20 protein-coding genes and 1 pseudogene are annotated in these 21,091 nt (G+C 37.5%); 15 read left to right on the top strand and 6 right to left on the bottom strand.

Features of this window, described 5'->3' with window-relative positions:
- The first annotated feature begins 974 nt into the window (after positions 1-974).
- The gene (locus Q0058_RS10455) at positions 975-1,487 is read left to right on the top strand and encodes a hypothetical protein (RefSeq protein ID WP_298223654.1); all 513 of its coding nucleotides are present in this window, start codon (positions 975-977) and stop codon (positions 1,485-1,487) included.
- Between the two features lie 214 nt (positions 1,488-1,701).
- On the opposite strand, the gene Q0058_RS10450 is transcribed toward Q0058_RS10455, so the two are convergent.
- A complete protein-coding gene (locus tag Q0058_RS10450; protein ID WP_298223652.1) occupies positions 1,702-2,064 on the bottom strand; it encodes a helix-turn-helix domain-containing protein in 363 nt (120 codons plus the stop codon).
- Positions 2,065-2,175: 111 nt separating this feature from the next.
- On the opposite strand from Q0058_RS10450, the gene Q0058_RS10445 reads away from it, so the two are divergent.
- The 10 genes from Q0058_RS10445 (at position 2,176) to Q0058_RS10400 (ending at position 13,869) form a co-directional block, all read left to right on the top strand.
- Positions 2,176-2,934 (top strand): SDR family oxidoreductase, encoded by a 759-nt coding sequence (locus Q0058_RS10445; RefSeq protein WP_298223651.1) that lies wholly within the window; start codon positions 2,176-2,178, stop codon positions 2,932-2,934.
- Between the two features lie 25 nt (positions 2,935-2,959).
- Positions 2,960-3,718 (top strand): glucose 1-dehydrogenase, encoded by a 759-nt coding sequence (locus tag Q0058_RS10440; RefSeq protein ID WP_298223649.1) that lies wholly within the window; start codon positions 2,960-2,962, stop codon positions 3,716-3,718.
- A gap of 287 nt (positions 3,719-4,005) precedes the next feature.
- Positions 4,006-5,274 carry a serine hydrolase domain-containing protein gene (locus tag Q0058_RS10435; RefSeq protein ID WP_298223647.1) on the top strand — a complete coding sequence of 423 codons (1,269 nt, stop codon included), beginning with the start codon at positions 4,006-4,008 and terminating at the stop codon, positions 5,272-5,274.
- Positions 5,275-5,473: 199 nt separating this feature from the next.
- A complete protein-coding gene (locus Q0058_RS10430; RefSeq protein ID WP_298223645.1) occupies positions 5,474-6,025 on the top strand; it encodes a dihydrofolate reductase family protein in 552 nt (183 codons plus the stop codon).
- A gap of 194 nt (positions 6,026-6,219) precedes the next feature.
- Positions 6,220-6,759: a GNAT family N-acetyltransferase gene (locus Q0058_RS10425; protein ID WP_298223643.1), complete on the top strand. Its 540-nt coding sequence runs from the start codon at positions 6,220-6,222 to the stop codon at positions 6,757-6,759.
- Positions 6,760-7,112: 353 nt separating this feature from the next.
- Positions 7,113-7,511, top strand: a complete 399-nt coding sequence (locus Q0058_RS10420) for a VOC family protein (protein ID WP_298223641.1) — start codon at positions 7,113-7,115, stop codon at positions 7,509-7,511.
- A 229-nt stretch (positions 7,512-7,740) separates the two neighbouring features.
- Positions 7,741-8,280, top strand: a complete 540-nt coding sequence (locus Q0058_RS10415; protein ID WP_298223639.1) for a dihydrofolate reductase family protein — start codon at positions 7,741-7,743, stop codon at positions 8,278-8,280.
- 291 nt (positions 8,281-8,571) lie between these two features.
- Entirely contained in the window at positions 8,572-9,051 is a 480-nt protein-coding gene (locus Q0058_RS10410; RefSeq protein ID WP_298223637.1) for a VOC family protein, read from the top strand.
- Between the two features lie 292 nt (positions 9,052-9,343).
- Positions 9,344-10,747 carry a T9SS type A sorting domain-containing protein gene (locus Q0058_RS10405; RefSeq protein ID WP_298223635.1) on the top strand — a complete coding sequence of 468 codons (1,404 nt, stop codon included), beginning with the start codon at positions 9,344-9,346 and terminating at the stop codon, positions 10,745-10,747.
- A 575-nt stretch (positions 10,748-11,322) separates the two neighbouring features.
- Positions 11,323-13,869 carry a hypothetical protein gene (locus tag Q0058_RS10400; protein ID WP_298223633.1) on the top strand — a complete coding sequence of 849 codons (2,547 nt, stop codon included), beginning with the start codon at positions 11,323-11,325 and terminating at the stop codon, positions 13,867-13,869.
- A gap of 154 nt (positions 13,870-14,023) precedes the next feature.
- Here the strand turns inward: Q0058_RS10400 and Q0058_RS10395 are convergent, their stop codons facing one another.
- Genes Q0058_RS10395 through Q0058_RS10380 form a run of 4 tightly spaced genes read right to left on the bottom strand, consistent with a single transcriptional unit; the run spans position 14,024 to position 17,498 of the window.
- Positions 14,024-14,743, bottom strand: coding sequence for an SDR family NAD(P)-dependent oxidoreductase (locus tag Q0058_RS10395; protein WP_298223631.1), 720 nt, complete (start codon positions 14,741-14,743; stop codon positions 14,024-14,026).
- A 4-nt stretch (positions 14,744-14,747) separates the two neighbouring features.
- On the bottom strand, positions 14,748-15,197 hold the full coding sequence (locus Q0058_RS10390; RefSeq protein WP_298223628.1) for a DMT family transporter: 450 nt from the start codon (positions 15,195-15,197) through the stop codon (positions 14,748-14,750).
- A 2-nt stretch (positions 15,198-15,199) separates the two neighbouring features.
- The gene (locus Q0058_RS10385) at positions 15,200-15,970 is read right to left on the bottom strand and encodes a DUF481 domain-containing protein (RefSeq protein WP_298223626.1); all 771 of its coding nucleotides are present in this window, start codon (positions 15,968-15,970) and stop codon (positions 15,200-15,202) included.
- Between the two features lies 1 nt (position 15,971).
- Positions 15,972-17,498, bottom strand: a complete 1,527-nt coding sequence (locus Q0058_RS10380) for an alpha/beta fold hydrolase (protein WP_298223624.1) — start codon at positions 17,496-17,498, stop codon at positions 15,972-15,974.
- A 170-nt stretch (positions 17,499-17,668) separates the two neighbouring features.
- On the opposite strand from Q0058_RS10380, the gene Q0058_RS10375 reads away from it, so the two are divergent.
- The 3 genes and pseudogenes from Q0058_RS10375 to Q0058_RS14550 form a co-directional block, all read left to right on the top strand.
- Positions 17,669-18,643: a DJ-1/PfpI family protein gene (locus tag Q0058_RS10375; RefSeq protein WP_298223622.1), complete on the top strand. Its 975-nt coding sequence runs from the start codon at positions 17,669-17,671 to the stop codon at positions 18,641-18,643.
- Positions 18,644-18,841: 198 nt separating this feature from the next.
- On the top strand, positions 18,842-18,985 hold the full coding sequence (locus tag Q0058_RS14555) for a DUF1905 domain-containing protein (RefSeq protein WP_366869729.1): 144 nt from the start codon (positions 18,842-18,844) through the stop codon (positions 18,983-18,985).
- Positions 18,986-19,018: 33 nt separating this feature from the next.
- A pseudogene (locus Q0058_RS14550) lies at positions 19,019-19,141 on the top strand (DUF1905 domain-containing protein); the annotation flags it as partial.
- 338 nt (positions 19,142-19,479) lie between these two features.
- Here the strand turns inward: Q0058_RS14550 and Q0058_RS10365 are convergent.
- Complete coding sequence (locus Q0058_RS10365) at positions 19,480-19,842, bottom strand: DUF983 domain-containing protein (protein WP_298223620.1); 363 nt, start codon at positions 19,840-19,842, stop codon at positions 19,480-19,482.
- 93 nt (positions 19,843-19,935) lie between these two features.
- Here Q0058_RS10365 and Q0058_RS10360 point away from each other — a divergent pair, with 93 nt between their 5' ends.
- The gene (locus tag Q0058_RS10360; RefSeq protein WP_298223618.1) at positions 19,936-20,796 is read left to right on the top strand and encodes a helix-turn-helix transcriptional regulator; all 861 of its coding nucleotides are present in this window, start codon (positions 19,936-19,938) and stop codon (positions 20,794-20,796) included.
- The last annotated feature ends 295 nt before the right edge of the window (positions 20,797-21,091 follow it).

The following is a 21,091-nucleotide window of genomic DNA, read 5'->3' as shown; positions in this document are numbered from 1 at the left end:
TTTCAAAAAATACTAACTAACTTTTTGTTATCGTTTTGTAAATCTAAGATTTATAAAAGTTTTTTTTTCTTATTAATACCTTTAATTTTTTCAATTTTGTAATGTTAGCTTACGAAATCAGTCCGAGAGTTTAGGGAAATCTCGCCCAACATTGGGTTAGCTGTAAATTTACATCAGCGAGATATTATAAAATTAGTTAAAAAAGCCAAGCAAATAACTTCTACTAAGTAAATCGTCATAAACACAAAGACATCGCTTTTTTGTGATCTTCCAACTTCTCAAACTTAACATAAAAACACTATAACTGTATAACGTAAAAGGAAATAGAAATACTCTAATGCCCAGATGGTGAACCAAACGAAAGCATTGAGTTAGTCAAATCATCAATTTTGCGCGTTAGCAGATGCTATCACTGCCAGAACCAAAAAAAACGCCCTTAATTACCCACTCATTCAACCCAACCCGAACCCCGTCCTCATATTTTCTTCGTCAGGGCTGAGCGTAAAAAAAATGTCCTGTGGATATTTTTAGCGAAAGAGCCAGGTGGCGCGTTGGCCGGGTTGTAATGATTTACAGGATTAAATATGAAGACTTGAAATCGCAGATTCATGAACACCCATAAAAAACAAATAAAAAACGCGTGAATATTTTTTGTTTCTTTTAGCTCACCTAGATATTATTTATCAGAGGAGTTCGCTGAATCTCCTGCGTCGATTTGTATCAAGACAAAAGAAAGAACATTCAATGACAAAAAAATGCGTCGTAATGATTTGCACGAAAAAGCCGAGCGTTAAGAAAATGTCCCCTGAACATTTTTAGCGAAGAAGTCAGGTGACGCAGTGGGCAAGACTTGAAATCTCAGATTCATGAACACCAATAAAAAACAAATAAAAACGCGTGAATATTTTTTGTTTCTTTTACATCAAGACAACAGAAAGAGAAAGCTTTAAGAATCAAATTATAGCTCTTCAAATTTGATTTATTTAATAACTCGCAAAGCAAATTCTCCTGACTTAGTGGCAAATAAAGCTGAAACTACCTGCAAACTTTACTTATACTCAGTTACTGTCCGTGCTCAAGGAAGAAAAAAAATTGAGTTTGCTGCTTCACATTCAGCGCCAAATAATTTAGATAAAATGATTAATGAAGGTAACGCTTCTGAAAATGGTAAATCATTAAGATCTTTGGAAATTGTTTATGATGGTGATATAGAAATATTTGTTAATAAACTTGAATTAGATTTGGGGAATGTCAATCCAGTAATTGATGGAAAACTTAATAAAACTATTTATTTCCAGAGATTTAAAAAGCCTGAATGGAGTGAAAACAAATTAACGCTAAAATTACAATCAATATCGAATGGGAATCATCATATGATTAGCATTGTATGCACCGATAATAAGAAAAATGATTTGTTAGAATATGGTTCTGAAACACAAAAAAAGATAATTGATTACTTAGAAAATAAACTTGTTTCAAAAAAATAAAACCGAACAGCTAACAGCCGTCAAGCACAATCGCTACGTCTGTGCTGATTGAACAACTTTTTTACTACATTCGTTTTCTACGAAGCGGAGAAAACTCTGTTCCCAAGCCGCGACTACGTCTGGCGAGGGAACGTTGGCGGCAAGGCTAACCAACTGCACAGTCCGACACTTGAAAAATACAACAACAGACAATTTTCAAACTTTCTGATAACGGCTATTTCCCAATAATTTTTCCTCTGTGCTTCATACCCCATTCTCTTAATGCTGCAATAACATTAAACAGGGAATGTCCGTGTTCAGTGGCGGCATATTCAACCGTTGGCGGAAACGTATCATAAACCGTTCGGGTAATAAGTTGATTGGCTTCCAATTCTTTCAGTTCTTTAGACAACACTTTGTCCGTAATTCCCTGAACATCTTTTGAAATTTCCTTAAATCGTTTGTTGCCAAAACTCAACGCAATAAGTATAGGCAGCTTCCACCTACCGCTTAAAACGTCCAAAGCATCTTTTACAGGAAGAATTGCATGAACGCATTCCACCCGCTTTTCTTCCATATTTTTTGTAGTTGTTATCATTCTTTTTGCTTTACTATCCCGTTGGAAAGTGCTATCCAATAGGATAGTAATATCTAATGGATAGCAAATGTAAGTAAGTTTGCATCGTTGAACAAATAAATAAACATCAAAATGAGTTTTACAGACAAGAATGTAGTAATTACAGGCGGAAGCACAGGCATAGGATTTGCCACCGCACAAGCATTTATCAACGCAGGTGCAAGCGTTTGGATTACAGGAAGAAGTGCCGACAACCTGAAAAAAGCGGCTGAAAAAATTAACAGCCCAAAACTAAAAACAGTTGTTTCCGATACATCAAACTTGGCAGGAATTGAAGTTTTAGAAAAAGCAGTTGCAGAAAGTGGTAACAAAGTGGACGTTCTTTTCCTAAACGCAGGAATTGCAGTTTTTGCACCAATTGAATTTGCAACAGAAGCAGATTTTGATGCACAATTCGACACCAATGTAAAAGGATATTTCTTTACGTTGCAAAAATTCATACCGCATTTAAAAGACGGTGCTTCGGTTGTGTTCACTTCATCAAACGCTGTACATTTGTCAAACATAAATGTTGGTGTTTATTCTGCAACAAAATCTGCTGTAAACACTATTGCCAAAATAGCGGCTAATGAATTGGCAGAAAGAAAAATCCGTGTAAACATTGTTACGCCAGGTCCTACAGAAACAGGCGTTTTGGCAAAGGTAGGTATGCCGAAAGATGTTGAAAAACAAGTTACGGAACAAATCATTGCTTCTACTGCGGTTAAAAGAATGGGACAACCCGAAGAAATCGCAAACACGGTGCTGTTCTTGGCTTCTGACAAAGCCGATTTCATTACAGGCAACGAGTTCTTAGTGGACGGTGGGATGACCAACTATGCAACAAAATAAATGAGCAATAAACAAAAATTTAAAAATGGGTAAATTAAAAAACAAAGTAGCGATAGTTACAGGTTCATCAAAAGGAATTGGTGCCGGAATTGCAAAAGCATTTGCCAAAGAGGGTGCAAAAGTTATTGTAAATTATGCTTCAAGTAAAGACGAGGCAGAAAAAGTAGTAAAAGCCATAACCGACAACGGCGGAACTGCCATTGCGGTGCAAGGCGATATTTCAAATGAAAACGATGTAAAAAGGTTGTTTGAAACCACAGAAAAAGCGTTTGGCACTTTGGACATTTTGGTGAACAACGCTGCCTATCAAGGTTACACACCTATTGACCAAGTAACAGTAGAAAGTTTTCATCAGCATTTCAACGTAAATGTTTTGGGTGCAATCCTTACAATTCAATCATCGTTAAAACTATTTGGCGACAAAGGCGGAAATGTAATCAACATTAGTTCAGGTGCAAGCAAAATGCCACTTCCAACAGCTTCGTTATATTCTTCCACCAAAGCAGCATTAGATGCCGTAACCATTGCTTTATCAAAAGAATTGGGGGCAAAAAATATTCGTATCAATTCTATTCTGCCTGGTGCAACGGACACGGAGGGTTCAACAAATGCAGGTGTCACAAAAGGCAGCGAGTATGAAAAATTATTTGTAGCCCATACACCGCTTGGTCGAAGAGGTCAACCCGAAGACATCGCAAAAGCGGCTGTATTTCTTGCTTCCGATGATGCGGCTTGGATTACAGGCGAACAAATTTCTGTTTCAGGAGGTATGTATGGCTTTTAAATAAATCAGTAACATCGACAGGAGAGACGACAAAAGCCCAGCTGGTAACAGCGGTCACGAGAAATTACTGGTTTTTTCTCGCGTCGTGTTTCGTTTTCACTTAGAAATTCTATCTTAGCGGAAACAACTCAGTTCGCTGGCTTCACAACTTCACAGGTCCGCGAAACGTTACCTGCCATTTTAGAACGAGACTCCACAACATCAAATAGAACACTTTCTTTCAATCAACCATTTGTAACATTTATACATTTTATTTGTCAACTAGGAAAAGCTCTTATTTTAAGAATATGAAAAAGAATCTATTTGTAATTTTCCCAATAATGATTCTGTTACTTACTAGTTGTAGCACGTCAAAAAAAACTGCAAGTATTGTATCTAATACATATTCAGACAGTTTAACGAGTACTTTAAATGATTTTGCAAAAAAAAGTTTAATTCCAGGCTTTTCTGTTGCAATCGTAAATGACAAAGAAATTTTATACTCCAAAGGCTTTGGATATTCTAATTTAAAAGATCGTGTTGCTTTCACCCCACTGACAATTAATTGGGTTGCTTCAATTTCCAAAACTTTTGTAGCACTTTCAATTATGAAATTAGTTGAAGAAAACAAATTGAATTTAGATGACCCTATAAATACAATTCTACCGTACAAAATAACTAATCCGCATTATCCAAACATACCAATAACAGTAAGACATCTCCTAACACATACTTCGACAATTATAGACGATGCTTTTGTACCTTACTATATTGGAGAAGCTGACATTTGTCTTGTAAATGACAGTAAAGAATATGATAGCTTGCCAAAATATATGCAACCGAACCTTCAATACTACAGAATGGGAAAAAAGATTTCACTAGATGAAAATATTAGGAAATACACACAACCAAAAGCCAAATGGTACACTGATAGTACCTTTTTGAAAAAAGAACCAGGAACTTTTTTTCAATACTCAAATTTAGGAGCTTCTATTGCTGCTAGAATTGTAGAAATAAAATCAAATATGTCATTTATAGATTTCACAAAGAAATATATTTTTGAACCTTTAAAAATGAAAAACACAGCATGGAATTTTGAAGACCTAAATCAAAATCTAATTTCAAAAATTTATGCACAGAACGATGAACAAAAACCAACTGGAGTTGTAGAACATCCACAATACTATATGACAAACTATCCGGTGAGTGGACTAAAAACAAATGCTTTAGATTTAAGTAGTTACTTAATAGAACTGATTAAAGGTTTTGAAGGTAAAGGAAAATTACTAAATAGCAATTCATATCAAACTCTTTTCAAACCACAACTTAACTGCGAAGGTCTAAATAAGAGTGACACTAGTATATTTAATGACAAGTATAATATTGCAACTCTTTGGTCTGTTTCTGTAACAGGCGTTAGACTGCATTTTGGAGGCAACAATGGAGTGTATGCTTTTATTTATTTTAATCCAAAGACAAAAAAAGGTGCTTTGGCGTATTCAAATTTGAGAGACAATAGTTTTGGTGAAATACTAAAAATTGTAACCAAATTTGAATCGAAAATGGAAAACGATTAAAGAAAAAACGGCAGGTAACAAATGCTAAAACTCATGGCTAATTTTTCGGCAAATTGTCCGTTTCTTTTTCCTAAATTCGTTTTGCGGTAATGGAGAAAACTCGGTCGCCAGGCCGCGACTGCGTCTGGTACCAAACCGTTAGCGGTTATTGTAACAGACGACACCATTAATACAGAACGATAAACAAACTAGATAAAATATGAGAAAAGTAATTGCTGCTTTCAATATGACCTTTGACGGTATTTGCGACCATACAACTGGTATTGCTAGTGACGATTTACATCAACATTATTCTGACCTATTGAATAATGCAGGAGTTATTTTATATGGACGGACAACCTACGAACTTATGCAATTTTGGAAAACACTAGTGCAAAACCCTTCTGGTAAAAAAACAATGGACGATTTTGCAATTTCCATAGATAAAATCCCAAAACTTGTTTTCTCCAACACGCTAAAGGACACGAACTGGGACAGTGCAGAACTTTCAGACAGCCCACTTAACGAAAAAGTTTTGGAACTCAAACAGCAATCAGGAAAGGACATTTCGGTGGGAAGTCGGAGTTTGATTATTCAACTGTTAAACAGTAACCTTATTGACGAATTTCAAATTTGTGTTCATCCAATCATCGAAGGGAAAGGGCTAAGACTATTTGACCAAATCACTGACAGAATAATGTTGAAACTCATTAAGACAAAAACATTAAGCTCTGGTTCGACAGTATTTTATTATGAGCCGATACGAGAATAAACAACGAACCGCAAACACATGCTAAAACTTCATGGCTAATTTTTCGGTAAATTGTCCGTTTCTTTTTCCTAACTTCGCTCCTTTTTGGCGGAAAATTAGGGTTCCCAAGCCGCAACAGCGCCTTTCTCCGGAACGTTAGCGGTCAGGCTATAAAGACTAAAACGATCATCATCAATTGATAGAAAAGTAGTATAATGAAATCAGAATTCCCAACTATAAAAACCGAAAGGCTTTTGCTTAGACAATTTGTAGAAAATGACCTTGAGAATGTTTTCAAAGGACTTTCGCACCCAGAAACTATCAAATATTATGGAGTAAATTATCAGACATTAGAAGCTGCAAAAGAACAAATGACTTTTTTCGCAGACCTTGAAAAAAAGGAAACAGGAATTTGGTGGGCTGTTTGCTCACCAGACAATCTAACTTTTTATGGTGCAGGCGGACTTAACAGTTTAAGCAAAGAACATCAAAAAGCGGAAATAGGATTTTGGTTAATTTCAGACTTTTGGGGCAGAGGGCTAATGAAAGAAGTGATACCATTAATATGTGATTATGGTTTTAATAAATTAGGGCTGCACAGAATAGAAGGAATTGTTGAGACTGAAAACAAAAATTGCAAAAAAGCAATGGCTAAACTTGGCTTTCAACACGAAGGAACAATGAAAGAATGTGAAATTAAAAACGGTAAGTTTATTAGCCTTGATATTTACGCAAAACTAAATGCGATCTTTTGACAAGCATACTAAAACAAACGGTATAAAATAATCTTGAACTTTTCTGCTAAACTCAAACATTATTGCTTCCAAATACTTTAGTTCTGCAAACCTAAAAATATTCGTGATAATTTTGTATTAAAGTTATGACAGTTGAAACAAAAAATAATTAACAATTATAAAAAAATGGTTTTGATTTTTAGATGAATTTGAGCACCATGGATATCACTATGATATGATTTACACTAAATCCAAAAACTTACTTAAATCTGTTGACGTAAAGCGTATAGTATTACAGGACGAAACAGATACAAATTTTATAGGGAAAGTATTTTAAAATCAAAAAAAGATTACAATTTAATAAATATAAAAAAATGACACTTGAACACGTTGCAATTTGGACAGATGACTTGGAAAAATTAAAGGATTATTATGTCAAGTATTTTGGTGGCATACCAAACGAAAAATACACCAATGAAAAAAATAATTTTCAAAGCTATTTCTTGACATTTAATTCAGGAGCAAGGCTTGAAATTATGGCAATGCCTAATATACCTGCGAATACAAATGATACCATAACCAAACAACATAGAGGTCTAATTCATTTAGCATTTGGCGTTGACACCATAGAGGAAGTAGAAGACAAAGCAAAGGAATTAAAAACAGATGGGTTTCCAATTTTAAGTGGTCCACGTATGACAGGTGACGGGTATTTTGAATTTGAAACACTTGACCCGGATAATAATCGATTAGAAGTAACATCAAAAGGATAAAAAACCATCTCAAACAAAATGTATTACTACCGTGGTGCAGCAGAATTATATTTCAGCATTTATACTAATATTTAGCATCAATTCGGGCAGACCTACCGCTATTGAACACTTGAATAAAATACCGGCAATATTGGAATTATTGACTTAGGCAATCGGCTGACTGAAATTGAATTTCCCAATACCAAATGTTTTTCTTTAACGATCAGGTAATGACAACACAATCTAAAAAATGACAACAAACAAAAAAGTAATTTTATATATCGCAACAAGTTTAGACGGATACATTGCAAAACCAAATGACGACCTCGGATTTCTTTCCATCGTGGAACAAGAAGGTCAAGACTATGGTTATGCAGACTTTATAAAAACCGTAGACGCTGTTATTGTTGGTCGCAAAACTTATGACAAAGTAATTTCTATGGGTTTTGACTTTCCACACGCAGACAAAGACACATACATTATCACAAGGACACCTAGACCAAATCTTGGTTCTCTAAAATTTTACACAGGAGACCTTAAATCTCTTGTTGACAGACTTAAATCAGAGAGTGGAAAAAACATATTTTGTGACGGTGGAGCAGAAATAGTAAATGAACTTTTAAAAGGAGACCTCATTGACGAATTTATTATTTCTGTGATACCAATATTAGTTGGTAATGGGACAAAACTGTTCAAAGACGGTAGACCTGAACAAAAGTTAGCCCTTATTGCTGTAAAATCATTTGACACAGGATTAACTCAACTTCATTACAAACGTGGAGACCATTAGAAAAGATATCATCGCAAGACAAGAAGCCCGAACCGCTAACAAGGGGTTTTGTGCAAGTTGGGCAGACGTAATAAACCTCAACATTTGTGCTACTATTTTGCTTCAGTTCCAGCAGGACGTTAAAAATTTGGCAATTGAACAAAACATCAACAATATTACAAAACTCAACTTCATTTACGGGCAGACGGGATTTTATGCCCCAACCTGCACAAAGACCTGTTCGTTAGCGGTCATGGTAAAAAGACTCTGAATAAACAAAAATTAATAAAATAATTAAACTAAAAATATAAGATGACAAAAAGTAAATTAATGGAAATGCACAATGTTGGTATTGTGGTGGAATCTCTCGATCATGCTGTGGCTTTTTTTGAAGAAATTGGTTTGATATTAGAAGGGCGGATGATGGTTGAGGGACAATGGGCCGGACGTGTAACCGGGCTTGGAAATCAGTCTGTTGAAATTGCAATGATGGTTACACCTGATGGACATTCCCGACTTGAACTATCTCATTTTTTTGCACCTCAAACAATTGCAGATCATAGGAATAATCCAGTAAATTCACTTGGCTATCTGCGTGTAATGTTCAGGGTTGACAATCTTGACGAACTACTAATCAGACTTGAAAAATTTGGTGCTAAAGTAGTAGATGAAGTTGTTCAATTCGGAGAAACATATCGACTATGTTATATCCGTGGGGTGGAAGGATTACTCATCGGACTAGCGGAACAACTTGGTAGTGAAACAGCAACTGATATTTTAGAAAATCAATAAAAGTGCCCGTGAATTAAGAACAACGAACCGCTTACACTTGCTAAAACTTATGGCTGGTTCTGCGGTCAATTATTCGTCTACTTTCCATAATTACGCTCGGTCGGTTATGGAACAAACGATTTCCATAAGTCGCCAAGAGTTCTAACATCAACTGTTGGCTGCAATGCCATCATGAATTATTTTAAACCCCGATCGCGCGTATTTGAACCCGAGCATAGGGAACTGACGAATTAATCCGTGCCGATTAACAAATACATTTTTTGATGGTATCTTTGAAAAAAAATAATTATCAATGAATTACAAAAGACGCTCACTTATATTTCATATAACGCTCATCTTGGTTGCAGCAAGTATCACCAACACCAATGCCCAAACATTCTCAGCCGGGTTCAACCACGCGCTTTTTAACTGCGCGAGCGGGACACCGGAGTGCGTAGGTTCGAATACCAGCGGACAACTTGGCCTCGGGACTTGGGTAAGCCATAGCACCCCTGTCCAAGTTTCCGCTCTTAACGGAATAATTGCGGTCGATGCAACCTATGGCAATTCCCTTTTCCTAAAAAATGATGGAACGGTGTGGGCTGTCGGCGCCAACGGTAACGGACAGCTGGGTAACGGAACCACGACCTCTGAAATCGCACCCGTCCGGGTTTTGGGACTGACAGGAATCACTGCGATAGCAGCCAGTATCGACTTTTCTATATTCCTTAAAAATGACGGGACTGTATGGGGAGTCGGCAACAATACCAATGGCCAGCTGGGTGACGGAACCACCGTGAGCAAAACTACGGCGGTCCAGGTCATGGGGCTGACAGGAATAACTGCCATCAGTGCGGGAATGGCCCATTCCCTTTTTCTTAAAAATGACGGTACAGTTTGGGCTACAGGCAGCAATTACTACGGCCAGATAGGAAACCAGCCTTATTTTGGGGTACAGACCCCGGTAGAAATTGCTGGCGCCAGCGGCATTACGGCGATAGCGGCGGGCGGGACGCACTCGCTCTTCTTGAAAAATGACCAGACGGTCTGGGGCGTCGGATCGAATGCTTACGGCCAACTGGGGAATTCGAATGTAGGCCATTATATTTATAACGCATTTCAAATTGAAGGGCTCAGCGGGATATCGAAACTGGCCGGTGGATTTCTTTTTTCTCTTTTCCTCAATAACAACGGAACAGTCCTGGCATCAGGAGCGAATACTTATGGCCAGCTGGGCGACAACTCCACAACCGATAAGAGTATTCCGACTGCGATACCCGGCCTGAATGGGGTTATTGCAATAGATGCTGGTGTACATTTCTCAATGTTCCTGAAGAGTGATGGTACCTTGAAGTCTGTGGGTAATAATAACTCGGGACAACTTGGGGATGGGACCAACATACAACGTCTTACGCCTGTGTTGGTGAACAACGTTTGCGCCAATAGTTTGTCTATTGTCCAAAACCACGATAAAGAGGCTTTAGCCGTTTATCCTAACCCGTGCCATGAGCGATTGTTTATTGAGACCACCAATTTCAATTTGGAAAATGGTGATACTATAGTTGAATTATCTACTTTGCAAGGGCAATTATTGAAGAGCACAGTCCTAAAAACACCTGCTACTGCTTTACTGATCAATGACCTAAAAACTGGAATCTATTTTGTTACTATAAAAAGCGCTAAGGGCGTCTACTCAAAAAAAATAGTCAAGAATTAATCTGATAAGTAATAGCTAATGGGTTGCCATGGCTAACTTTACGGTTTAGGGAGCGTTTATTTTCTAAAATCGTTTCTCGCCTGTAGAAAAAACATATACTTCCCTCTCCAATAAAATCCCCAATCCAAAATACGCCCTAAATTACCCATTAGCTGAGTCCACCGCGAGGCCTGTCATATTATTTTCTTCGTCGTAAATCACCCAATGCATTTTGCGCGTTGGAGTTAGGGAGCAATCACAGGGCCGAGCGTTAAGAAAATGTCCTGTGGACATTTTTAGTGAAGGAGCCAGGTGGCGCGTTGGCCAAGACTTGATCTTTTGTTTCTTGTAGCTCACCACGGTATTATTTATCAGCGGTGTTCACTGAATCTCCTGCGTCGATTTGTATCAAGACACATCGGAGCTTTAGCGCAGATTCACCGAACTCCATTAAAATTATAAACCAGTGAGCTAACAGAAAAAAACGCAACGACTACATAATTCCCTTACACACAACACTTCTTATCACATTTTCCCCTCCAACAAATAAATTAATTGTATACTTGCTCCATATTCCAACAACCTATACCCAAAAAATGAAACCAGCCTTTATCTTAATCCTAACCATTTTCCTCAATCTAACCTTATCAGCACAAGACGGCACGCCTGACTTGACCTTTAATCCTAACGATATTGGTCATAGAAATGGGTTTGGCCCGTACAATACGGTCGTCGATCCCAGTACTTATTTTTCCAAAGTAGCTGTGCAAGCCGATGGTAAGATATTGTGCAGCGGTCAGTTCACGCAATATAACGGTACCACTTGTAGTACGCTTATCCGCCTTACTGCTGACGGTCTTTATGATACTACCTTCAATACCGGCGGCTCTGGTTTGGCAGGAACGGTCAACGCCATTATCATACAGCCCAATGGTAAGATTTTGATTGGTGGAGAATTGTATAGCTACAATGGTACTTCGATTCAAAATGTCATCCGATTGAATGCTGACGGAAGTTTGGATTCGAGCTTTACGGTTACTGTGGGTCAAGGGAATTTATATACGGTATACGCACTTGCCCTACGAGCAGATAGCAAACTCTATATAGCAGGAAAATTTGATAATACAACCATCGTACGCGTAGATGCCAACGGAGCGATAGATAACACCTTTACTTGTCTGGTCAATGCTTTTATTGCTCAAGGCAATATTTACTCGTTAGGATTGCAATCGGATGGTAAAATTATTGTGGGTGGCGGATTTACAAGTTATGGAACTACTTCTCGAAACAGAATACTCCGATTGAATACCGATGGTAGTCTTGATACCAGTTTTGATCCCGGCACAGGCGCTAGTGCTGTCGTCAGAAAGGTAATCGTTTTGCCTGACGACAAGATTTTGATGATGGGTGACTTTAACAGTTACAATCAAAATTACGATACAAGTCTGATTGCACGATTGAATTCGAATGGTCTTTTAGACACTACCTTTACGCCCGGATTTTTTAGAATAGATCTTGGGGTATTGGGGGTAATAAATTCTATGATTGTGCAACCTGACGGAAAAATTCTGCTGGGTGGTGCCTTTAATTTCCATGGTGCGACCCCTATTTTTGCCAATGCGACCTCGGTCATTAATATGGCGCGTTTGAATGCAAATGGCACTAGAGATACTACTTTAAGTCCTATTGGCACAGATGATGCGATATATGATTTGGCCATGCAAGGCAACACTAATTTTATTGTCGCAGGAAATTTTGAAACCTATGCCAATGTGGCTAGACGTAGAATTACACGCTCCTTACCCAACGGAACCAATGACATGACTTTCAATACCGGTAGCGGATCTAATAGCACCGTCTATGATATGAAGGTTTTGTCCGACGGAAAAATGCTGATTGCTGGGAACTTTCGCTTGTATAATGGTGTAGTCAGAAACCGAATCGCCCGATTAAATGCTGACGGCACTTTAGACACAACTTTAAATTCTAATTTATTAATAGACGGTCCCATTTATACCTTTAAAGTACAGACTGACGGAAAAATACTCATTGGCGGTTCCTTTTCCAAAGTAGGTGCCGCATCTAGAAATTTAGTAGCGCGCTTGAATGCCGATTTTTCTTTAGATACATCGTTTAATATTGGAACGGGGTTCTCGCCGAATCGGGTGTTAGATATAGCGGTGCAAAGTAATGGTAAAATTATAGTGGTTGGCTATTTTACAACCTTTAACGGGGTTACTTGTAACGGTGTGGCAAGACTAAATGCCAATGGAACCCTTGATACCACCTTTAATGTGGGGACTGCAGCCAACTTTTCTATCTCAACCGTACTCGTACAATCCGATGGTAAGATTATTCTGTTTGGAGGATTCAGTAGTTTCAATGGGGTATCCAAACGTGGTATTGTAAGACTAAATTCAAATGGTAGTATCGATACCACTTTTATTACTGGTACTGGACTAATCGGAACAGTAAAATGCGCTACGGAGCTTCCTGACGGTAAAATACTATTTTCGGGCAGCTTAAATACTTACAACAGTATAAACACGAGTCCCATGATGAGGCTAAACCCAGATGGAACTAAGGATACCACTTTCAGTATGAACTCTAATACCACCACAAACATTGAGAATTTTGTACTGCAACCTGATGGTAAAATTATCATAGGCGGAACAACTTTTCCCACTGGAATTAGAAATGTTGGTAAATTGAGCGCCAATGGTGCTACTGATGGTACTTTCAATTTTAATACTCATTTAGGGCCAAATGGTCCGGTTTATTGTGTAGGATTGCAGACCGATGGTAAGATCATTATAGGAGGCAGTTTTGATACTTTTGATACCGTAGGTAGGAATTGTATAGCACGGCTCAACAACACGGCATCCTTAAGCGTTGATGATTATACTAATGCTTCGAGCGATATTGCAGTTTACACGGAAAACAACACCTTAAGGATAGCTACTAAAGAAAACCCTTTACAATCGGTTAGTGTCTACGATTTAAACGGGAAGTTGTTGTATGAGAACCAACATATCTCTGACTCAAATTTTGTTATCGAATCCATCCAACGCAGCAACCAGTTGCTCCTTTTTAAATTTGTTGACCAACAAGGCAAGCGCTCAGGTTTGAAAACCATTTTCTAGCATCTAAAACGTCCATAGTTACCCATTCGCGCAACCCACCGCGAGCCCCGTCTTATTATTTTCTCCGTCAGGGCTGAGTGCTAAGAAAATGTCCAGTGGACATATTTAGCGAAGGAGCCAGGTGGCGCGTTGGCCGGGTTGGGTTCTGGTGCGCTTACCAACTCAAAGTTTGTCCGTCTCTAAAAAATTCACCACTGGGTCCATCGTCCTGAATTGTAACAGCCCAAATAATACTTTTTGCTCCTTCACTCACTGGTCTGGCACCATAATTTTCTGTGCCAGGGTATGTGGCTGTAAAACCAGGATCAACGGAATTGATTTTAATTTTTGTGTCTTTCAGTTGTCTAGCAACTTTTACCGTTAATCCATTCAAAGCTAATTTTGTAATGCCATAAACTGGTACTTTACTGAAGTGATTGGCTAAACCAAAAACGGGGTCGCCAAATGAGCCTGCACCGCTTGAAACATTTACAATTCGCCCGCTTTCACTTTTTTGAAGCAAAGGTTCAAAGGCTTTTATCATTCGCCAAGCTCCTAAAAGGTTGGTATCAAAAGCGTCTTTAATAAATTGAATGTCTGCTGAAAGTGGGTCATTTCCTTGGTCAAAAAATGCACCTGCATTATTGATAAGCACATCAAGTTTCCCAAATTGCTTTTCAATTTCGTGAGCAAGTTGTTGCACACTCTGGTCATTGGTAATGTCTAAAGCCATTGCAGTTACATCTATTTTGCTGGCAAGGTCTTTTACTTTTTCAAATTCTCTTGCTGTGATGATTACTTTGTAATCGAGGGCTGCAAGTTGTTTTGCAGTTTCATAGCCAAGTCCCATTGCTCTGCTAACGCCCGTGATAAGTGCGATTTTATTCGTTTTCATATTTTTAGAATTTTTTAATTAAAAATACTCCTGTGCACAATAAGATTACCCCTAAAAATCGTTGCCAATTTATAGTATGTGTAGTAGCACCTAAAAGTCCGAATTGGTCAATTAGCATTGCGGCAATAATTTGCCCCATAAGAACCAAAACGGTAACGTTACCAATACCAAGTTTTGGAGCAAGAATTACGATCAGCAATATATAGATTCCGCCTAAAATTCCGCCTAAGTAACTCCATTTTGGAGCCGATAAAAATTGTGCTATCGACGGAACAGTTTGCTTTGTGATAAAAATATAGATTAGTAATCCGAAAGCAGCTATTACAAAAACAGATAACGCAGAGAAATAAGGGCTCTGCAAATTTTTACCAAGTGCTGTATTCATGGTACTTTGAAACGGTATCATGGCTCCTGCTGCAATAGCAAGTAGTATGAAAAGTATTGAGGTGTTCATTTTCATTTTGTTTTAAAATTATAAGATAAACCAAAAGTTAAAATTTTGTCGTTTTGTTTGATGTTTGAAATAACTATGTTTTCGTGCGTATAAGCAAATACTGTATTGAAGGATAAACCTTTATAAATCGGAAAATCTGCACCTAAATCAAGTTGGTTTCGATAGTTGTTTCTATTATTGAAGGCTGGTTGCCAATAAGCATCATAAAAAAAACGCAGGTGTTTCTCTAAAAAGTAACACCAACCGCCAACATATAAGGTTCCTCTCCAGGTATTGATTGTATTACTGCCGTCATATTCAAGATCATTATAACTTGTGTTTTTGAACTTTGTAGTTTCATAAACGGTACTACTGGATAATTTAAGTACGTAATTTTCTTTGTTAATAATTTGCCAGGTCGCTCCACCTCCTACAAAATAACGATGATCAATTTTACGCCTATAGTTAGATGAAATATAAGCTATAGCAAACGGGTATACTTTTTTTTCAGGGTTATAATAGAGATAATTTCTGCTAAAAATGTCATTATCAGCTTTCTTTTCATAAAATGATTGGTACAAACTGCTATTTTGAGTTTTAAATACAAATTTTTTTATGGGTTTTACAGTAATATCAATTTTGGTTTTAATGTTTAATACTTCTACATTTCCTTGCTGATAATTGCCAGTAAGACTTGCTCTGATCTGAAATTTTGAAATATCGCTTTCATTGATTTGGGCAAAAGTTTTACCCAAACTCAATGAAAGAAATACTACAATTAAATTGATTTTCATTTTATTGAATGCTTAAAAGAATACCTAAAAATTCTTTTGGCATTACTACAAATGGCAAATGCGATGTTGGTAATTCAAATACTTTTTTGAAGGTACCATTATCTTTTAACATTTGTTGTTGCAAACTATAAGGAACGACTTCATCTTTGTTTGTTGCAATATAATATTTTGGAACACTCGCAAACTTTGCGGTTAAAACCGCTTTATCATTTAATGCTTTATTAGGTTCCGCTCTATGGTATTTCACCAAAATGTCCTTCATATAATCTGGACAATCTGCACAAATATTGTCGTGGACTACTTCTTTTTTGATGGTGGCTAACGAATAATCTTTGTTAAACTCTAAAGCAGCACCCACTTTGCTAGTAGTATCCTTTTTTGATAAATCTATTACGCTTTCACCATTTCTTGGAATGTAAGCAGCAACATAAATCAACTTGTCTATTTTATTAGGTATGTTTTCCGCTACTTGGGATATTACTTCGCCTGCCATCGAATGACCAACTAAAATAACCTTTCCTTTTTGCGCATTAACAGCATTGGTTACCGTTTTTACGTAATCATTTAATCCAATTCCAACACCATAAGTGTTGTCAGCTCCATGAGCAGGAAGGTTTACCACGACCACATTGGCATTTTTAGCCAAATCATTGCGAACAAAACCCCAAGCACTTTCGTCCGCCCATGCACCGTGAACTAGAACATATGTTGGATAATTAGACTTATTTTTCTCCAATTGAGCAATCACTAATTTTGCAGCTTCTGCGCCAGAATTTTGCTGTTGACCAGTAATTAAATTTCCATCTTCTACGGCAAACGCTTCAAACATAGGAGCGACAACAAAATTAGAGTTTGGCATTTTTCGAGCTAAATCTTCAATTCTGAAGGGTTGAATTTGTTTTCCTACATAAGCATCTGCATAATTCTCTTCACTGTTAGCAAAACCAGTCCATTTTTTTCCATCCACCAAAAATTTCCCATTTGGTAATTTTGTTTTTAGCAAAATGCTTGTCCCGTGGCAAATAGCTGCTGTAGGTTTTCCTGTGAGATAAAAATCCACAAAAAACTTGTGTAATTCTGTATTGTCAATAAAAGTGTACATTGGTCCTTGGCCACCGCATACTAATATTGCTTTATAATCTTTCGGATTGATAGTTGAAAGCTTCATGGTTTTTTTCAATAAAGATGCTTTAGCGTCATCTTTTAAAAATCCCAACGAAAGGAAATCCCATGCGGCATACTTACTTTCATCAGATGGGTCACTAAAACCATCAATTTTTACTTCTCCACCCTCAGGACTTGCAATATCTACGGTATAACCTGCATTAGCAAATTCCCAATAGGGATGAATTACCTCGGCAGCCCAAACTCCAATAGGCCAGCCGGTTTGTTTACTAACCGCAGGATTGGATGCAATTAATAAAACTTTACCATTGTTACCCGCATTGTGTTGAGCATTAGTTGCAACACCCATAATAGTCATGATCACAACTAAAATCTTTTTTGTCATTGTAAATAATGTTTTCATTTTTATCGGTTTTTTTAATAAGTACTAAGATAAAATTGGCGCTTTAAATTGACGCTATGTAAAAATGACAAAATGAGGGTGGTTTACGACATAATTATTATATTTTTGAGTGCATTATACTTGTTAAGTATAGATTATCAGTCTATTAAAATATTAAAAAAACTAAATATATGGATGTAAGTATACTTGTTCCGGAAAACACTCCAATGAAAGCCATTGCAGATCCACAATATCTATTTACGGCACTCAATGATTTTTTGAGGATGACAGGAAAAAAAACGCTATTTAAAGTACAATTAGTTGGCTTGAAAAATGAAATGAAAATTAATGAAGGATTATATACAATTAGTATTTCCAAATTGTTGAAAGATGTAAAAAAAACGGATTTGCTCATTATCCCAGCATTATATGGAGATATGAAAAATGCTTTGGCGTCGAATAAAGAAATTACACCTTGGATTCAAGAGCAATATAATAAAGGGGCTGCAGTAGCATCACTTTGCGCAGGGGCATTCCTGTTAGCTTCTACCGGTTTAATTGATGGAAAAAAATGTGCTACACATTGGGCTTATCAAAACGAATTGAAGGAACTTTTTCCTGAAGTGCATGTTGTTGATGATGGTGTCATAATTGAAGAGGGTCGGATTTATAGTAGCGGAGGTGCGAATTCATATTGGAATTTATTAATCTATTTAGCTGAAAAATTTACCGACAGGCAAACAGCAATCTTGGCTTCTAAATATTTTGCTATTGATATTGATCGGGAAAGTCAATCGCTATTTACTATTTTTATGGGGAAAAAGAATCATCATGATAATTTAATTAAGCAAGCACAACAATATATTGAAAATAATACGAATAAAAAAATAACCATCGAAGAGCTTTCCAAAATGGTATTTTTGGGTAGAAGAAGTTTTGAAAGACGATTTAAAATAGCTACTGGTTATTCAGTTTTGGAATACATCAACAGAGTAAAAATTGAAACTGCAAAAGAAAGTCTTGAGTTAAATGTCCGAAACATAAATGAAGTCATGGATGACCTAGGTTATAGAGACATAAAAACATTTAGAACTATTTTTAAAAAATTTACTGGATTTACACCATGGGAGTATCAAAACAAATACAATAAGTTGCCTTCTTTATAAACAGACAAATAGTTTTTATCATGATGATATGATTTAATTTCAATTTTCATACTGATACTTTAGACATTTCATTTTTTGATATTGTCCCTGTTTTACGGCGGATTTTTAAAATGACTGGTAACAACAGTCTCTGGATAGTGCGTGCTAGCAATGGCAACCGCTAACGCAAAGGTCTACAGAATCACAAAGACAGTAACTATGACCCGTAAAATACAATACGAATTCACTGCTCCCTTATGGCAACAACCCTCCACAAACGGTTGGCAATTCGTATCACTTCCCGAAACTACCTCGGCCGAAATACGAAACTTACTCCGCAAAGAAGAAGAAGGATGGGGTTGACTAAAAGGAACTGCAAAAAGCGGCACCACCGAATGGAAAACCGCCATTTGGTATGATACCAAAAGAACCACCTATGTGCTCCCTGTAAAAGCAGCCATCAGAGCCAAGGAGCAACTTGTCTTAGGAAAAGAATGTAGCGTTATGGTTTGGGTCTAACCTAAAAAAAACATCAAACCACAACATTAAACCCCATAAAATCCCCACACCCAAAAAACGTCCTTAATTACCCAAAGGTTCAACACACCGCGAGCTCTGTCTTATTATTTTCTTCGTCAGGGCTGGCGTTAAGAAAATGTCCGGTGGATATTTTTAGCGAAGGAGCCAGGTGGCGTGGTGGCCAAGACTTGATCTTTTGCTTCTTTTAACTCGCCACGTTATTATTTATCAGAGGAGATTCACCGACCCCGAGCAAAGCGAACACGCGCAGCAATTCCTATAAAAAATATTAACCAATCAGGTAAAAGAAAAAATAACCTTCTTTCCTAATACAATCCTCACACCGAATAATTTTTAAACAAATAAATCCAAATCATCCTCGACAATCGAATATTAAAAAAACACAAAGCAATGATCACAACACTGATGATGGGTATAATCCTCAGATCAAAAGTGTGATCAAAAAACTGTTGTGCTACGCCATACGTGGCCAATCCCTCGGCAACGGTCAGGGCATAATTCACGAACATGGCCCCGAAGAAATAGCCGGGTTCCTTTTCAAACTTAAAGTGGCAATGGCTGCAATATTCATTCATTTTTGGGAAACCCAAACTAAAGAAAAAGCTTTTATCCCGGAATACTTTTCCGTGTTCACAAATCGGACATTCGTTTCTGAAAATTTTTTGTAACGTACGCATCATAGTCTTATTTTTACATAGCAAAATTAATGTTTGTTGCAAAGGCAAAATTTCCTTAAATTCGCTAAAAATGGCATTATCCGGACATTTTCAAATATGAGTAAGCTTCCCATATATCAGATCAGGAAATTCTATTGCGATTCGAACGAGAATGACCTGTATGTAAACGATTTCAAATCTCATCTTCAGGCCAATGCTTTTATAGAAGCTACGCACAGCCACAACTTCTATTTGTTGGTTTTGTTTATACACGGCAGCGGTAGCCATACGATTGATTTTGACAGGTTTGATATCACGCCCGGCAGCCTCTACTTTCTAAAACCCGGACAGGTACACAGCTGGCAGCTTTCGCAGGATATTGACGGCTACATCGCTTTTTATTCACAGGAAGTATATAATCTGTATTTCGGAAGCAAAAAATTGGAAGATTATTCGTTTTACGGCACTTCATCCAATACCCCACAGCTGGTGTTAGCCCACGAACAGCTGGCGCAGCTTCGCCCCTATTTTGACCTGTTGATCCGCGAGGGAAAAGGGCAGCAAACCAAAAAAGCAGATCAGTTGTTAAACATCCTTGACTGCATTCACATCGAAATAGAGCGATGGTATGAGTCCGGAGAGCATCACAGTACCACAACGTACCATTTTAAGCTGAACACGCTGAAGCATTTGGTGGACAGCCATTACAAAGACGGGAAAACCCCTGCCTTTTACGCGGAAAAAATGAACATGAGCTTAAAACACTTAAACAGGATTTGCAAAGATGTTCTAAACATCACCGCTACCGAATTTATTTATCGCAGGGTCATTTTAGAAAGCAAGCGCCTGCTTTCCGTCAAAGGAATGACTGTCAACGCGGTGGCCACTGCCTTGGGCTATGAAAATTATTCCTATTTCACTAAAGTGTTTAAAAAGTATACCGGTCAAACGCCACAGCAATTCAGAAAAGGACTTTAGGAGCAGTATTGCATTCTTTGAGACACTGAAAATGGAATGAGAAATTTTTTAAGAAAATAAATTCGGCAACGTCAGAATTTATTTATTAATCTGTACAGCAAAATTAGAACAGGGCATATTGTATGAATAGTGCATAGATAACATATATCGAAAAACAAAGAATCTAAGGACTCTTACAAATCCCCACACTAAAAAACGTTATTAATAGCCCACAAGTCCAACGCACCCCAAGCCCCGTCCTCATATTTTCTCCGTCGTAAATCACGCAACGCATTTTAAGCAAGGGAGAAGGAAG

It is taken from the genome of Flavobacterium sp. (assembly GCF_027484705.1).
Taxonomy (GTDB): domain Bacteria; phylum Bacteroidota; class Bacteroidia; order Flavobacteriales; family Flavobacteriaceae; genus Flavobacterium.
The sequence above is the reverse complement of the archived record's forward strand: the minus strand, read 5'-3'. Positions and strand labels throughout refer to the sequence as shown.

What these genes read in the sequence shown, in the direction of transcription:
- Q0058_RS10450 (WP_298223652.1), bottom strand. Translation starts at nt 2,064, where the DNA reads ATGATAACAACTACAAAAAATATGGAAGAAAAGCGGGTGGAATGCGTT.
- Q0058_RS10445 (WP_298223651.1), top strand. Translation starts at nt 2,176, where the DNA reads ATGAGTTTTACAGACAAGAATGTAGTAATTACAGGCGGAAGCACAGGC.
- Q0058_RS10440 (WP_298223649.1), top strand. Translation starts at nt 2,960, where the DNA reads ATGGGTAAATTAAAAAACAAAGTAGCGATAGTTACAGGTTCATCAAAA.
- Q0058_RS10435 (WP_298223647.1), top strand. Translation starts at nt 4,006, where the DNA reads ATGAAAAAGAATCTATTTGTAATTTTCCCAATAATGATTCTGTTACTT.
- Q0058_RS10430 (WP_298223645.1), top strand. Translation starts at nt 5,474, where the DNA reads ATGAGAAAAGTAATTGCTGCTTTCAATATGACCTTTGACGGTATTTGC.
- Q0058_RS10425 (WP_298223643.1), top strand. Translation starts at nt 6,220, where the DNA reads ATGAAATCAGAATTCCCAACTATAAAAACCGAAAGGCTTTTGCTTAGA.
- Q0058_RS10420 (WP_298223641.1), top strand. Translation starts at nt 7,113, where the DNA reads ATGACACTTGAACACGTTGCAATTTGGACAGATGACTTGGAAAAATTA.
- Q0058_RS10415 (WP_298223639.1), top strand. Translation starts at nt 7,741, where the DNA reads ATGACAACAAACAAAAAAGTAATTTTATATATCGCAACAAGTTTAGAC.
- Q0058_RS10410 (WP_298223637.1), top strand. Translation starts at nt 8,572, where the DNA reads ATGACAAAAAGTAAATTAATGGAAATGCACAATGTTGGTATTGTGGTG.
- Q0058_RS10405 (WP_298223635.1), top strand. Translation starts at nt 9,344, where the DNA reads ATGAATTACAAAAGACGCTCACTTATATTTCATATAACGCTCATCTTG.
- Q0058_RS10400 (WP_298223633.1), top strand. Translation starts at nt 11,323, where the DNA reads ATGAAACCAGCCTTTATCTTAATCCTAACCATTTTCCTCAATCTAACC.
- Q0058_RS10395 (WP_298223631.1), bottom strand. Translation starts at nt 14,743, where the DNA reads ATGAAAACGAATAAAATCGCACTTATCACGGGCGTTAGCAGAGCAATG.
- Q0058_RS10390 (WP_298223628.1), bottom strand. Translation starts at nt 15,197, where the DNA reads ATGAACACCTCAATACTTTTCATACTACTTGCTATTGCAGCAGGAGCC.
- Q0058_RS10385 (WP_298223626.1), bottom strand. Translation starts at nt 15,970, where the DNA reads ATGAAAATCAATTTAATTGTAGTATTTCTTTCATTGAGTTTGGGTAAA.
- Q0058_RS10380 (WP_298223624.1), bottom strand. Translation starts at nt 17,498, where the DNA reads ATGAAAACATTATTTACAATGACAAAAAAGATTTTAGTTGTGATCATG.
- Q0058_RS10375 (WP_298223622.1), top strand. Translation starts at nt 17,669, where the DNA reads ATGGATGTAAGTATACTTGTTCCGGAAAACACTCCAATGAAAGCCATT.
- Q0058_RS14555 (WP_366869729.1), top strand. Translation starts at nt 18,842, where the DNA reads ATGACCCGTAAAATACAATACGAATTCACTGCTCCCTTATGGCAACAA.
- Q0058_RS10365 (WP_298223620.1), bottom strand. Translation starts at nt 19,842, where the DNA reads ATGATGCGTACGTTACAAAAAATTTTCAGAAACGAATGTCCGATTTGT.
- Q0058_RS10360 (WP_298223618.1), top strand. Translation starts at nt 19,936, where the DNA reads ATGAGTAAGCTTCCCATATATCAGATCAGGAAATTCTATTGCGATTCG.